Below are 14626 nucleotides of genomic sequence, written 5' to 3'. Positions count from 1 at the left end.
TTCAAGCATCAACCGCTTTTTGGGTCGACTTGAAGACACGAATTTTCTTGCCGTCTTCAACTTTGAAACCAACGCGGTCAGCCTTGTTGGTTGCGCCGTTGAAAATGGCGACGTTGGAAGCGTGCAGTGGCGCTTCTTTCTCGACGATACCGCCCTGTACGCCCGACATCGGGTTTGGCTTGGTATGACGCTTCACCAGGTTGATCCCACCAACGACCAGACGGTCGTCAGCGAGAACCTTGAGCACCTTACCGCGCTTACCTTTGTCTTTGCCGGCGATCACGATGATCTCGTCGTCACGACGAATCTTTTGCATGTCGGATCTCCTTAAAGCACTTCAGGGGCGAGCGAGACGATCTTCATGAACTTCTCAGTACGAAGTTCACGGGTCACTGGCCCAAAGATACGGGTACCGATCGGCTCTTGCTTGTTGTTCAACAGAACAGCAGCGTTGCCGTCAAAGCGGATGATGGAGCCGTCTGCACGACGAACACCGTGGCGAGTGCGGACTACAACTGCAGTCATCACTTGGCCTTTTTTCACCTTGCCGCGCGGAATTGCTTCCTTGACGGTCACTTTGATGATGTCACCAATACCAGCGTAACGACGATGGGAGCCACCCAGCACCTTGATGCACATAACGCGGCGAGCGCCGCTGTTATCGGCCACATCGAGCATGGATTGAGTCTGAATCATATAATTTCTCCGACCCCTAGTCCTTAGACTTCCACAGCGCGTTCGAGGATATCAACCAACGCCCAAGATTTAGTCTTGGCTACCGGACGAGTTTCACGAATCGTGACCTTGTCGCCGATGTGGCATTGATTGGTTTCGTCGTGCGCGTGCAGCTTAGTCGAACGCTTAACGTATTTACCGTAGATCGGGTGCTTTACGCGACGCTCGATCAGAACGGTGATGGTCTTGTCCATCTTGTCGCTGACAACACGGCCAGTCAGCGTACGGACAGTTTTTTCGGCTTCAGCCATGATTACTTACCTGCCTGCTGGTTGAGCACAGTTTTCACGCGAGCGATGTCACGCTTAACTTGCGAGAGCAGATGAGACTGCCCCAACTGGCCAGTTGCTTTCTGCATACGCAGATTGAACTGGTCGCGCAGCAGGCCGAGCAGTTGCTCGTTCAGCTGCTGTGCTGATTTTTCACGAAGTTCATTCGCTTTCATCACATCACCGTCCGCTTAACAAAGGAGGTGGCGAGCGGCAGCTTTGCAGCAGCCAGGGCGAAAGCCTCACGCGCCAGCTCTTCAGTAACACCCTCGATTTCATACAGGACTTTGCCTGGCTGAATCTGGGCAACCCAGTACTCCACGTTACCCTTACCTTTACCCATCCGAACTTCGAGTGGCTTCTTGGTGACAGGCTTGTCCGGGAATACACGGATCCAGATCTTGCCGCCACGTTTAACGTGACGGGTCAGAGCACGACGCGCTGACTCGATCTGACGAGCGGTGAGACGACCACGAGCTACAGACTTCAGCGCGAACTCGCCGAAGCTGACTTTGCTACCGCGCAGTGCCAGACCACGGTTGTGGCCGGTCATCTGCTTGCGGAACTTCGTACGCTTTGGTTGCAACATTTGGCGTACCCCTTACTTAGCAGCTTTTTTACGAGGCGCTGGTGCTTGTGGTTTCAGTTCTTCTTGGCGACCACCAATTACTTCGCCTTTGAAGATCCAAACCTTTACACCGATCACACCGTAAGTGGTGTGAGCTTCGTAGTTGGCATAGTCGATGTCGGCACGCAGGGTGTGCAGTGGCACACGACCTTCGCGATACCATTCAGTACGTGCGATTTCAGCACCGCCGAGACGACCGCTCACTTGGATTTTGATGCCTTTGGCACCAATGCGCATGGCGTTCTGAACAGCGCGCTTCATAGCGCGACGGAACATTACGCGACGCTCCAGCTGCTGAGCTACGCTCTGCGCAACCAGCATACCGTCAAGCTCCGGCTTGCGGATCTCTTCGATATTGATGTGCACAGGCACACCCATTTGCTTGGTCAGGTCCTGACGCAGTTTCTCAACATCTTCACCTTTCTTCCCGATAACGATACCAGGACGAGCAGTGTGGATGGTGATACGTGCTGTCTGAGCCGGACGATGGATATCGATACGGCTGACGGACGCGCTTTTTAATTTGTCTTGGAGGTACTCACGCACTTTCAGATCAGCGAACAAATAGTCCGCATAAGTCCGACCGTCTGCGTACCAGACGGAGGTGTGCTCCTTGACGATTCCCAGGCGAATGCCAATGGGATGTACTTTCTGACCCATCTCTTCGACTCCGTTACTTGTCAGCAACCTTGACAGTGATATGGCAAGACCGCTTGACGATGCGATCAGCACGGCCTTTAGCACGTGGCATGATGCGCTTCAGCGAACGCCCTTCGTTGACGAAAACGGTGGAGACCTTGAGGTCATCAACGTCTGCGCCTTCGTTATGCTCGGCGTTGGCTACAGCCGACTCCAGCACTTTCTTCAGGATCTCGGCGGCTTTCTTACTGCTGAAAGCCAACAGGTTGAGCGCTTCGCCCACCTTCTTCCCGCGGATCTGGTCGGCGACCAAGCGGGCTTTCTGGGCGGAGATTCGAGCGCCCGACAACTTAGCGGCTACTTCCATCGTTCCTTACCCCTTAACGCTTGGCTTTCTTGTCTGCCACGTGCCCACGATATGTGCGGGTACCGGCAAACTCGCCTAGTTTATGGCCGACCATGTCTTCGTTCACGAGAACTGGAACATGTTGACGACCGTTATGCACTGCAATGGTCAGACCGACCATTTGTGGCAGGATCATCGAACGACGCGACCAGGTTTTCACCGGTTTGCGATCGTTCTTTTCCGCCGCCACTTCGATCTTCTTCAGTAGGTGAAGATCAATAAAAGGACCTTTTTTCAGAGAACGTGGCACTGTCGTATCCCTCTATTTACTTGCGACGACGGACGATCATTTTGTCGGTACGCTTATTACCACGAGTCTTCGCGCCCTTAGTCGGGAAGCCCCACGGCGATACCGGATGACGACCACCAGAGGTACGACCTTCACCACCACCATGTGGGTGGTCAACCGGGTTCATGGCAACACCACGAACGGTTGGGCGAACGCCACGCCAGCGTTTGGCACCAGCTTTACCCAGCGAACGAAGGCTGTGCTCGGAGTTCGAGACTTCGCCCAGCGTTGCACGGCATTCAGACAGTACTTTACGCATTTCACCGGAGCGAAGACGCAGGGTTACGTACACACCTTCACGAGCGATCAGCTGTGCAGAAGCACCAGCGGAACGTGCGATCTGTGCGCCTTTACCTGGCTTCAATTCGATGCCGTGTACGGTGCTACCAACTGGAATGTTGCGCAGTTGAAGAGCGTTGCCCGGCTTGATTGGTGCCAAAGCACCTGCAATCAGCTGGTCGCCAGCACTCACGCCTTTAGGGGCGATGATGTAGCGGCGCTCGCCGTCTGCGTAAAGCAGCAGAGCAATGTGAGCAGTACGGTTTGGATCGTATTCAATACGCTCGACGGTGGCAGCGATGCCATCCTTGTCGTTGCGACGGAAGTCGACCAGACGATAATGCTGCTTATGGCCACCACCGATATGACGGGTAGTAATACGACCATTGTTGTTACGACCACCAGTCTTCGATTTTTTCTCGAGCAGCGGTGCGTGAGGAGCGCCTTTATGCAGCTCCTGATTGACCACCTTGACCACAAAACGGCGGCCAGGGGAAGTCGGTTTGCATTTAACGATTGCCATGATGCACCCCTTCCTTACTCAGCACTGCTGCTGAAATCGAGATCTTGGCCTGGCTGAAGGGAGATAACTGCCTTCTTCCAGTCATTACGCTTGCCCAGACCGCGAGCAGTGCGCTTGCTCTTACCCAGAACATTCAGGGTAGTAACACGCTCTACTTTCACGCTGAACAGGCTTTCGACGGCCTTCTTGATTTCCAGCTTGGTTGCGTCAGTAGCAACCTTGAAAACGAACTGACCTTTTTTGTCTGCAAGAACCGTAGCCTTTTCGGAAACGTGCGGGCCAAGCAGAACTTTAAATACGCGTTCCTGGTTCATCCCAGCAGCTCCTCGAATTTCTTCACGGCCGACACAGTGATCAACACTTTGTCGTATGCGATCAGACTAACTGGATCGGAACCTTGAACATCACGTACATCGACGTGTGGCAGGTTACGAGCAGCCAGGTACAGATTCTGGTCAACAGCGTCAGACACGATCAGGACGTCAGTCAGGCCCATGCCAGTCAGCTTGTTCAGCAGATCTTTGGTTTTCGGTGCTTCAACAGCGAAGTCTTGAACCACGACCAGACGATCAGTACGAACCAGTTCAGCAAGGATGGAGCGCAGTGCTGCGCGATACATCTTCTTGTTGAGCTTCTGAGTGTGATCCTGAGGACGAGCCGCGAAAGTGGTACCGCCGCCACGCCAGATTGGGCTACGGATAGTACCGGCACGAGCACGGCCAGTACCTTTCTGACGCCAAGGGCGCTTACCGCCACCACGAACGTCGGAACGGGTCTTCTGCTGCTTGCTACCCTGACGACCGCCAGCCATGTAGGCCACGACTGCCTGGTGAACCAGCGTCTCGTTGAATTCGCCGCCAAATGTCAGTTCGGAAACTTCGATTGCCTGAGCGTCATTTACATTTAATTGCATGTCAGCTTCCCCTTAACCGCGAGCCTTGGCTGCTGGACGTACAACCAGGTTGCCGCCAGTAGCGCCAGGAACAGCACCCTTGACCAACAACAGATTGCGTTCAGCGTCCACGCGCACTACTTCGAGGGACTGCACGGTCACGCGCTCAGCGCCCATATGACCGGACATTTTTTTGCCCTTGAATACACGACCAGGAGTCTGGCACTGGCCGATAGAGCCCGGGACGCGGTGAGAGACGGAGTTACCGTGGGTATTGTCTTGACCACGGAAATTCCAACGCTTGATCGTACCCTGGAAGCCTTTACCTTTGGACTGACCGGTTACATCAACCAGTTGACCAGCAGCGAAGATTTCAGCATTGATCTGATCGCCAGCCTGGTAGTCGCCCTCTTCAAGACGGAACTCCATGACGGTACGACCGGCGGCTACGTTCGCTTTAGCGAAATGGCCAGCCTGAGCGGCTGTGACACGCGAAGCGCGACGCTCGCCGACAGTGACTTGCACTGCACGATAGCCATCGGTTTCTTCGGTTTTGAACTGAGTGACGCGATTCGGCTCGATCTCAATGACCGTAACCGGAATGGAGACACCTTCTTCGGTGAAAATACGGGTCATACCGCATTTACGACCGACTACACCAATAGTCATGTTGTAAACCTCATGAGTGTACGGGGCTTTCACCCGCTATGGCCGCCCATTTCAGAGCGTTACACGACTAAGACCCAAGTCTTAGCCGAGGCTGATCTGAACTTCCACACCGGCCGCAAGATCAAGCTTCATAAGCGCGTCAACGGTTTTATCCGTTGGCTGGACGATGTCCAGAACACGCTTGTGAGTACGGATCTCATACTGGTCGCGCGCGTCTTTGTTGACGTGCGGAGAAACCAGAACGGTGAACCGCTCTTTACGAGTCGGCAGTGGAATCGGACCACGCACCTGTGCACCAGTACGTTTCGCGGTTTCCACGATTTCCTGGGTTGATTGGTCGATCAGGCGATGGTCAAAAGCCTTCAACCTGATACGGATTTGCTGGTTTTGCATTGGATTCAGACTCCAGATTGCTGTTCCCACCGAGCGCAATACGCCCGTTAAAAGGAGGCGCAATTCTATAGACGTGCTAGCAGGGTGTCAACCCAATAAAAAAGCCCCCGCAGTGCGGGGGCTCTTTTTGGAAATCAACGCTTAAGCGATGATTTTGGCTACGACGCCAGCGCCGACGGTACGACCGCCTTCACGGATTGCGAAACGCAGACCATCTTCCATTGCGATTGGCTTGATCAGGGTAACGGAAACTTTAACGTTATCACCTGGCATAACCATTTCTACGCCTTCCGGCAGTTCGCAGCTACCAGTTACGTCGGTAGTACGGAAGTAGAACTGTGGACGGTAGCCTTTGAAGAACGGAGTATGACGGCCGCCTTCTTCTTTGCTCAGCACGTAGATTTCAGCTTCGAACTGAGTGTGCGGCTTGACGGTGCCTGGCTTGACCAGAACCTGGCCACGCTCAACGTCGTCACGCTTGGTACCACGCAGCAGAACGCCGCAGTTCTCGCCAGCACGACCTTCGTCGAGCAGCTTGCGGAACATTTCAACACCGGTGCAGGTGGTGACAGTAGTGTCACGCAGACCAACGATTTCCAGTGGATCCTGAACCTTGACGATACCGCGCTCAACACGACCAGTCACAACAGTACCGCGACCGGAGATCGAGAACACGTCTTCGATTGGCATCAGGAACGGCTTGTCGACAGCACGCTCTGGCTGAGGAATGTAGCTGTCCAGAGTCTCAACCAGCTTACGAACGGCAGTGGTGCCCATTTCGTTGTCGTCTTTGCCTTCCAGAGCCATACGAGCAGAACCGATGATGATCGGAGTGTCGTCACCTGGGAAGTCGTAAGTGCTCAGCAGATCGCGCACTTCCATCTCAACCAGTTCCAGCAGCTCAGCGTCGTCTACCAGGTCAGCCTTGTTCAGGAAGACCACGATGTACGGAACGCCAACCTGACGGGACAGCAGGATGTGCTCACGGGTTTGTGGCATCGGACCATCAGCGGCCGAACAAACCAGGATAGCGCCGTCCATCTGGGCAGCACCGGTGATCATGTTCTTCACATAGTCAGCGTGACCTGGGCAGTCAACGTGAGCGTAGTGACGCGTCAGCGAGTTGTACTCAACGTGAGCGGTGTTGATGGTGATACCGCGAGCCTTCTCTTCTGGTGCGCTGTCGATCTTGTCGAAGTCAACACGAGCCGAACCGAAAACTTCGGAGCAGACGCGAGTCAGAGCAGCGGTCAGCGTGGTTTTACCATGGTCAACGTGACCAATGGTGCCAACGTTGACGTGCGGAAGGGTACGATCAAATTTTTCTTTAGCCACGACAAATAACTCCTAGCCTAAAGGCGCTGAATCAGCCTTGTTTTTTGGTTACAGTTTCGACGATGTGCGACGGAGCTGTATTGTATTTTTTGAATTCCATAGAGTAGCTTGCGCGACCCTGGGACATGGAGCGAACGTCGGTCGCATAACCGAACATCTCACCCAACGGAACCTCGGCACGAATTACTTTGCCGGAGACCGTATCTTCCATACCCAAGATCATGCCGCGACGACGGTTAAGGTCGCCCATCACGTCACCCATATAGTCTTCAGGCGTAACAACCTCTACCGCCATGATCGGCTCGAGCAACTCACCACCGCCCTTCTGGGCCAGTTGCTTGGTCGCCATGGAAGCAGCCACCTTAAACGCCATCTCGTTCGAGTCGACGTCATGGTAGGAACCATCAAACACGGTAGCCTTCAGGCCGATCAGCGGATAACCGGCAACAACGCCGTTCTTCATCTGCTCTTCGATGCCCTTCTGGATAGCCGGGATGTATTCCTTGGGAACAACACCACCTACCACTTCGTTTACGAATTGCAGACCTTCCTGACCTTCGTCAGCAGGTGCAAAACGGATCCAGCAATGACCAAACTGGCCACGACCGCCGGATTGACGAACGAACTTGCCTTCGATTTCACAGTTCTTCGTGATGCGCTCACGATAGGAAACCTGAGGCTTGCCGATGTTGGCTTCGACGTTGAACTCACGGCGCATCCGGTCAACCAGGATGTCCAGGTGGAGCTCGCCCATGCCAGAGATGATCGTTTGACCAGTCTCTTCATCAGTTTTGACGCGGAAAGACGGGTCTTCCTGAGCAAGTTTGCCCAGTGCGATACCCATTTTTTCCTGGTCATCCTTGGTCTTTGGCTCAACGGCAACCGAAATAACCGGCTCCGGGAAGTCCATGCGAACCAGGATGATTGGCTTGTCAGCGTTGCACAAGGTTTCACCAGTGGTGACGTCCTTCATGCCGATCAGGGCCGCGATGTCACCAGCGCGTACTTCCTTGATCTCTTCGCGAGCGTTTGCGTGCATTTGCACCATACGGCCCACGCGCTCTTTCTTGCCCTTGACCGAGTTGATCACGCCGTCGCCGGATGCCAACACGCCCGAGTACACACGGACGAACGTCAAGGTACCCACGAATGGGTCGGTAGCGATCTTGAACGCCAAAGCCGAGAACGGCTCGTTGTCGTCTGCATGACGCTCCATTTGAATTTCCTCGTTATCAGGGTCGGAACCCTTGATAGCAGGAATGTCGATTGGAGCCGGCAGGTAGTCGATCACGGCGTCGAGAACCAGGGGAACACCCTTGTTCTTGAAGGAAGAACCGCAAACAGCAAGAACGATCTCACCAGCGATAGTACGCTGACGCAGAGCGGCCTTGATTTCCTCGTTGGTGAGCTCTTCACCTTCAAGGTATTTGTTCATCAGTTCTTCGTTGGCTTCAGCCGCAGCCTCAACCATGTTGCTGCGCCATTCGTCAGCCAGCTCCTGCAATTCAGCAGGGATAGGCTTACGAACCGGAACCATACCTTTGTCGGCATCATTCCAGTAGACAGCTTCCATGGACATCAGGTCGATCTGACCCTGGAAGTTGTCTTCAGCACCGATAGCCAGCTGGATAGGCACCGGAGTGTGACCCAGACGCTGCTTGATCTGAGCAATTACGCGCAGAAAGTTAGCACCGGCACGGTCCATCTTGTTCACGTAAACGATACGTGGAACACCGTACTTGTTGGCTTGACGCCATACGGTTTCGGACTGCGGCTCTACGCCGGAAGTACCACAGAACACAACGACCGCGCCGTCGAGCACACGCAGGGAACGCTCAACTTCAATGGTGAAGTCTACGTGGCCCGGGGTGTCAATGACGTTGAAGCGGTATTGGTCTTTGTGCTGCTTCTCGGAACCCTGCCAGAAGGCAGTAATAGCAGCAGAAGTAATGGTAATACCACGCTCCTGCTCCTGAACCATCCAGTCCGTGGTCGCGGCGCCATCATGCACCTCGCCCATTTTGTGGCTTTTGCCGGTGTAAAAAAGGACGCGCTCGGTGGTGGTGGTTTTACCAGCATCCACGTGAGCGACGATACCAATGTTACGGTAGCGGCCAATCGGAGTAGTACGAGCCATAAAGCCCTCGCAAAATTAGTGACGCTGAAATTAGAAGCGGTAGTGCGAGAAAGCCTTGTTGGCTTCAGCCATACGGTGCACGTCTTCACGCTTCTTGACTGCAGCACCTTTACCTTCGGCGGCGTCCATCAGTTCGCCAGCCAAACGCAGAGCCATAGACTTCTCACCGCGCTTGCGCGCGAAGTCTACCAGCCAGCGCATTGCCAGAGCATTACGACGGGACGGACGAACTTCAACAGGAACCTGGTAAGTAGCACCGCCTACACGGCGCGACTTCACTTCGACCAGCGGAGCGATGGCGTCGAGAGCTTTCTCGAAGATTTCCAGGGGATCGCTGTTCTTGCGTTCTTTAACCTTTTCCAGCGCGCCATAAACGATACGCTCGGCAACGGCTTTCTTGCCGCTTTCCATCACGTGGTTCATGAACTTGGCCAAAATCTGGCTGCCGTATTTTGGATCGTCAAGCACATCGCGCTTGGCTGCTACGCGTCTTCTTGGCATGGATAAGCCCTCAAACGGTCTTCAGGTTAGCTCGGGACCACCATCCAGCGAAGGATGCGCCCGACCTTACTCTTATCGACTCAGAAAAATAGAAATCTGCAATTTCAAACAGAAGCCAAAGACTACTTAGGCTTCTTGGTACCGTATTTCGAGCGACCCTGGTTACGGCCTTTAACGCCGGAAGTATCCAGAGAACCACGAACGGTGTGATAACGAACACCTGGCAAGTCTTTTACACGACCGCCACGGATCAGTACCACGCTGTGCTCTTGCAGGTTGTGACCTTCACCACCGATGTACGAGGAAACCTCGAAACCGTTGGTCAGGCGCACACGGCAGACTTTACGCAATGCCGAGTTAGGTTTTTTCGGCGTGGTGGTATACACACGAGTGCACACACCGCGACGTTGCGGGCAGTTCTGCAGCGCAGGCACGTCGGATTTCTCGACGATACGCTTACGCGGCTGACGTACCAGCTGGTTGATAGTTGCCATCTACTAGCTCCACTGTTGTCTTGCGACGCTATTGTCTTACAAGAAAAGCAAATGACAGGGCATAGGCCCCGCCAAATTTAGGGGTACAAGAGTCTAAAGAGGATCCCGCCCCCAGTCAAGACAAAGCCCCGGCCGCTTCGTCTGGCAAACAGCACGAAATGTGCTGCCTGCCGAATGAAAATGCCGAGGCTTTGGTCTTAGTTACCGCTGGAGTTCAACGCCTCGGTCAGAGCAGCTTCTACTTCGCTTGCGCTGACACGGGTCGGTTTGTCCATTTCACGGCGACGCTTGCGCTCGCTGTGATAAGCCAGACCGGTACCGGCCGGGATCAGACGACCCACAACCACGTTTTCCTTCAGGCCGCGCAGGTAATCGCGCTTGCCTGTCACAGCCGCTTCGGTCAGTACGCGGGTTGTCTCCTGGAAGGAGGCCGCGGAGATGAACGACTCGGTGGACAGCGATGCCTTGGTGATACCCAGCAACACGCGAGTGAATTTGGAGACAAACTTGTCGTCCGCACCCAAACGCTCGTTTTCTACCAGTACGTGAGTCAGTTCCATCTGGTCGCCCTTGATGAAACTGGAATCGCCAGACTCGGCAATCTCAACTTTACGCAGCATCTGACGCAGAATGGTCTCGATGTGCTTGTCGTTGATCTTCACGCCTTGCAGACGGTATACGTCCTGAATCTCGTTGACGATGTACTTGGCCAGCGCACTCACACCCAGCAGACGCAGGATGTCGTGTGGGTCGCTAGGACCGTCGGAGATAACTTCGCCGCGATTCACTTGTTCGCCTTCGAAGACGTTCAGGTGACGCCACTTCGGAATCAGCTCCTCGTACGGATCGCTACCGTCATTCGGGGTAATGACCAGACGGCGCTTGCCCTTGGTCTCTTTGCCGAATGCGATGGTACCGCTGACTTCTGCAAGGATCGACGCCTCTTTCGGACGACGCGCTTCGAACAGGTCGGCAACACGCGGCAGACCACCGGTGATGTCACGAGTCTTCGACGTTTCCTGCGGGATACGAGCGATAACATCACCGATCGCAATCTGCGCACCGTCAGCCACACCAACAAGGGCGTTAGCCGGCAGGAAGTACTGGGCCGGTACGTCAGTACCTGGCAACAGCAGATCCTTGCCATCCAGACCGACCATCTTCACGGCAGGACGAATGTCCTTGCCAGCAGCCGGGCGGTCTTTGGCGTCGAGCACTTCAATGTTGGTCATACCGGTCAATTCGTCTGTCTGACGCTTGATCGTGATGCCTTCTTCCATGCCTACGTAGGTAACAGTACCTTTCATCTCGGTGACGATTGGGTGAGTGTGCGGATCCCACTTGGCTACGATAGAGCCAGCGTCGACCTTGTCGCCTTCCTTCACCGAAATCACTGCACCGTATGGCAGCTTGTAACGCTCACGCTCGCGACCGAAGTCATCAGCGATTGCCAGCTCACCGGAACGGGATACCGCAACCAGGTGACCGTCAACACGCTCTACGTGCTTCAGGTTATGCAGACGGACAGTACCGCCATTCTTCACCTGAACGCTGTCGGCTGCCGAGGTCCGGCTTGCCGCACCACCGATGTGGAACGTACGCATGGTCAGCTGGGTACCCGGCTCACCGATCGACTGTGCAGCGATTACGCCGACAGCTTCACCGATGTTGACCTGGTGACCGCGTGCCAGGTCGCGACCGTAGCACTTGGCGCAGATGCCGTAGCGGGTTTCACAGCTGATTGGCGAACGAACGATCACTTCGTCGATGCTGTTCAGCTCGATGAACTCGACCCACTTCTCGTCAACCAGGGTGCCAGCAGGCACGATGATTTCTTCCGTACCTGGCTTGAACACGTCACGGGCGATGACTCGACCCAATACGCGCTCACCCAGCGGCTCTACAACGTCACCGCCTTCAATGTGCGGTGTCATCAGCAGGCCGTGTTCGGTACCGCAATCCACCTCGGTAACGACCAGATCCTGAGCCACGTCTACCAGACGGCGAGTCAGATAACCGGAGTTAGCGGTTTTCAACGCGGTATCCGCAAGACCCTTACGAGCACCGTGAGTGGAGATGAAGTACTGAAGTACGCTCAAACCTTCACGGAAGTTCGCAGTGATCGGCGTTTCGATGATGGAGCCGTCAGGCTTGGCCATCAGACCACGCATACCGGCCAACTGACGGATCTGGGCAGCAGAACCACGCGCCCCGGAGTCAGCCATCATGTACATCGAGTTGAAGGATTCCTGATCAACTTCGACGCCGTGACGATCGATAACGCGTTCTTTGGACAGGTTCGACATCATCGCTTTCGAGACTTCGTCGTTCGCCTTGGACCAAAGGTCGATTACCTTGTTGTACTTCTCGCCCTGAGTAACCAGGCCCGAAGCGTACTGGCTTTCGATCTCTTTAACTTCTTCGGTGGCCGCGTCGATGATGCGGGCTTTTTCATCCGGGATAACGAAGTCGTTAACGCCGATGGAAACACCCGAAATGGTCGAGTAGGCAAAACCGGTGTACATCAACTGGTCAGCGAAGATCACGGTCTCTTTCAAACCAACCACGCGATAGCACTGGTTGATCAGCTTGGAGATCGCCTTCTTCTTCATCGGCTGGTTGACGACGTCGTAGGACAGGCCGGCCGGAACCACCTGGAACAGCAGCGCACGACCGACAGTGGTGTCGACGATACGGGTGTTCTTGACGCTGCCACCGTCACGGTCATTGACCGTTTCGTGGATGCGAACCTTGACCTTGGCGTGCAGAGCCGCTTCGCCGGCGCGGAATACGCGGTCGACTTCCTGCAGATCCGCAAACACACGACCTTCGCCCTTGGCGTTGATCGCTTCACGAGTCATGTAGTACAGACCCAGTACAACGTCCTGCGAAGGAACGATGATTGGCTCACCGTTGGCTGGCGACAGGATGTTGTTGGTCGACATCATCAGTGCGCGCGCTTCAAGCTGGGCTTCCAGCGTCAAAGGCACGTGAACAGCCATCTGGTCACCGTCGAAGTCGGCGTTGTACGCAGCGCAGACCAGCGGGTGCAGCTGGATAGCCTTACCTTCGATCAGAACCGGTTCAAATGCCTGGATGCCAAGACGGTGAAGCGTTGGCGCACGGTTCAGGAGCACTGGGTGTTCGCGAATGACTTCGGCAAGAACGTCCCAGACTTCTGGCAGCTCGCGCTCGACCATTTTCTTGGCAGCTTTGATGGTCGTGGCCAGGCCACGCATTTCCAGCTTGCCGAAAATGAACGGCTTGAACAGCTCGAGAGCCATTTTCTTCGGCAGACCGCACTGGTGCAGACGCAGGGTCGGACCTACGGTAATTACCGAACGACCCGAGTAGTCAACACGCTTACCGAGCAAGTTCTGACGGAAACGACCCTGCTTACCCTTGATCATGTCAGCCAGGGATTTCAGAGGACGCTTGTTCGAACCGGTGATGGCGCGACCACGACGACCGTTGTCGAGCAGAGCATCGACTGCTTCCTGCAGCATGCGCTTTTCGTTGCGCACGATGATATCGGGAGCAGACAGGTCCAGCAGACGTTTCAGACGGTTGTTACGGTTGATCACTCGACGATACAGATCGTTGAGGTCGGACGTCGCGAAACGGCCACCGTCAAGCGGAACCAGAGGACGCAGATCTGGCGGCAGAACCGGCAGAACGGTCAGCACCATCCACTCAGGGAGGTTGCCGGAACCCTGGAAGGCTTCCATCAGTTTCAGACGCTTGGACAGCTTCTTGATCTTGGTTTCGGAATTGGTTTGCGGAATTTCTTCACGCAGACGGCCGATTTCGTGTTCCAGATCGATAGCGTGCAGCAGCTCGCGGACCGCTTCAGCACCCATGCGGGCGTCGAAGTCGTCACCGAACTCTTCGAGAGCTTCGAAGTACTGCTCGTCGTTCAGCAGCTGACCTTTTTCAAGGGTGGTCATGCCTGGATCGATAACGACATAGCTCTCGAAGTAGAGAACGCGTTCGATATCACGCAGGGTCATGTCCATCAGCAAGCCGATACGGGACGGCAGCGATTTCAGGAACCAGATGTGGGCAACCGGCGAAGCCAGTTCGATGTGAGCCATACGCTCGCGACGAACCTTGGCCAGTGCCACTTCAACACCGCATTTTTCGCAGATGACGCCGCGATGCTTCAGGCGCTTGTACTTACCGCACAGGCACTCGTAATCTTTTACCGGGCCAAAGATCTTGGCGCAGAACAGACCGTCGCGCTCAGGCTTGAACGTACGGTAGTTGATGGTTTCCGGCTTTTTAACTTCACCGAACGACCAGGAACGGATCATCTCAGGCGATGCAAGTCCGATACGGATTGCGTCGAACTCTTCGACCTGACCCTGGTTTTTCAGCAAATTCAGTAAGTCTTTCAAGGCTTTTCCTCCTGGCGGAGCAGGGAGCAGGCATGACCGC

At 54.9% G+C, this 14626-nt stretch carries 18 protein-coding genes; all 18 read right to left on the bottom strand.

All coding sequences use genetic code 11. From position 1 onward, the window contains the following. Position 1: 1 nt before the first annotated feature. Positions 2-316, bottom strand: a complete 315-nt coding sequence (rplX, locus tag I9H07_RS02665) for a 50S ribosomal protein L24 (protein WP_002555478.1) — start codon at positions 314-316, stop codon at positions 2-4. Positions 317-327: 11 nt separating this feature from the next. Further along, positions 328-696 (bottom strand): 50S ribosomal protein L14, encoded by a 369-nt coding sequence (gene rplN / locus I9H07_RS02660; RefSeq protein WP_002555479.1) that lies wholly within the window; start codon positions 694-696, stop codon positions 328-330. Positions 697-719: 23 nt separating this feature from the next. After that, positions 720-986: a 30S ribosomal protein S17 gene (rpsQ, locus tag I9H07_RS02655; protein ID WP_002555480.1), complete on the bottom strand. Its 267-nt coding sequence runs from the start codon at positions 984-986 to the stop codon at positions 720-722. Positions 987-988: 2 nt separating this feature from the next. Next, positions 989-1180 (bottom strand): 50S ribosomal protein L29, encoded by a 192-nt coding sequence (gene rpmC, locus I9H07_RS02650; RefSeq protein ID WP_002555481.1) that lies wholly within the window; start codon positions 1178-1180, stop codon positions 989-991. After that, a complete protein-coding gene (gene rplP / locus I9H07_RS02645) occupies positions 1180-1593 on the bottom strand; it encodes a 50S ribosomal protein L16 (RefSeq protein WP_002555482.1) in 414 nt (137 codons plus the stop codon). Before rplP ends, rpmC begins: the two co-directional genes overlap by 1 nt. Positions 1594-1605: 12 nt before the next feature. Further along, positions 1606-2292, bottom strand: a complete 687-nt coding sequence (gene rpsC, locus I9H07_RS02640; RefSeq protein WP_003176422.1) for a 30S ribosomal protein S3 — start codon at positions 2290-2292, stop codon at positions 1606-1608. Between the two features lie 13 nt (positions 2293-2305). Beyond that, positions 2306-2638: a 50S ribosomal protein L22 gene (rplV, locus tag I9H07_RS02635; RefSeq protein ID WP_002555485.1), complete on the bottom strand. Its 333-nt coding sequence runs from the start codon at positions 2636-2638 to the stop codon at positions 2306-2308. A gap of 13 nt (positions 2639-2651) precedes the next feature. Next, positions 2652-2927: a 30S ribosomal protein S19 gene (gene rpsS / locus I9H07_RS02630; RefSeq protein WP_002555486.1), complete on the bottom strand. Its 276-nt coding sequence runs from the start codon at positions 2925-2927 to the stop codon at positions 2652-2654. Positions 2928-2943: 16 nt separating this feature from the next. Beyond that, entirely contained in the window at positions 2944-3768 is an 825-nt protein-coding gene (gene rplB / locus I9H07_RS02625) for a 50S ribosomal protein L2 (RefSeq protein ID WP_024646118.1), read from the bottom strand. 14 nt (positions 3769-3782) lie between these two features. Beyond that, on the bottom strand, positions 3783-4082 hold the full coding sequence (gene rplW, locus I9H07_RS02620) for a 50S ribosomal protein L23 (protein WP_002555488.1): 300 nt from the start codon (positions 4080-4082) through the stop codon (positions 3783-3785). Continuing rightward, positions 4079-4681, bottom strand: coding sequence for a 50S ribosomal protein L4 (gene rplD / locus I9H07_RS02615; protein ID WP_002555489.1), 603 nt, complete (start codon positions 4679-4681; stop codon positions 4079-4081). Before rplD ends, rplW begins: the two co-directional genes overlap by 4 nt. A 12-nt stretch (positions 4682-4693) precedes the next feature. After that, a complete protein-coding gene (rplC, locus tag I9H07_RS02610; protein WP_002555490.1) occupies positions 4694-5329 on the bottom strand; it encodes a 50S ribosomal protein L3 in 636 nt (211 codons plus the stop codon). 81 nt (positions 5330-5410) lie between these two features. Then, complete coding sequence (rpsJ, locus tag I9H07_RS02605) at positions 5411-5722, bottom strand: 30S ribosomal protein S10 (RefSeq protein ID WP_003186070.1); 312 nt, start codon at positions 5720-5722, stop codon at positions 5411-5413. Between the two features lie 141 nt (positions 5723-5863). After that, positions 5864-7057: an elongation factor Tu gene (tuf, locus tag I9H07_RS02600; protein ID WP_024672272.1), complete on the bottom strand. Its 1194-nt coding sequence runs from the start codon at positions 7055-7057 to the stop codon at positions 5864-5866. 31 nt (positions 7058-7088) lie between these two features. Beyond that, positions 7089-9194, bottom strand: a complete 2106-nt coding sequence (gene fusA, locus I9H07_RS02595; protein WP_024672271.1) for an elongation factor G — start codon at positions 9192-9194, stop codon at positions 7089-7091. A gap of 30 nt (positions 9195-9224) precedes the next feature. Beyond that, a complete protein-coding gene (gene rpsG, locus I9H07_RS02590; RefSeq protein WP_003400433.1) occupies positions 9225-9695 on the bottom strand; it encodes a 30S ribosomal protein S7 in 471 nt (156 codons plus the stop codon). Between the two features lie 122 nt (positions 9696-9817). After that, positions 9818-10189 carry a 30S ribosomal protein S12 gene (rpsL, locus tag I9H07_RS02585; protein ID WP_002555494.1) on the bottom strand — a complete coding sequence of 124 codons (372 nt, stop codon included), beginning with the start codon at positions 10187-10189 and terminating at the stop codon, positions 9818-9820. 197 nt (positions 10190-10386) lie between these two features. Next, a complete protein-coding gene (gene rpoC, locus I9H07_RS02580) occupies positions 10387-14586 on the bottom strand; it encodes a DNA-directed RNA polymerase subunit beta' (RefSeq protein WP_004397078.1) in 4200 nt (1399 codons plus the stop codon). Between the last annotated feature and the right edge of the window lie 40 nt (positions 14587-14626).

It is taken from the genome of Pseudomonas syringae (genome assembly GCF_023278085.1).
Classification (GTDB): domain Bacteria; phylum Pseudomonadota; class Gammaproteobacteria; order Pseudomonadales; family Pseudomonadaceae; genus Aquipseudomonas; species Aquipseudomonas syringae_Q.
The sequence above is the reverse complement of the archived record's forward strand: the minus strand, read 5'-3'. Positions and strand labels throughout refer to the sequence as shown.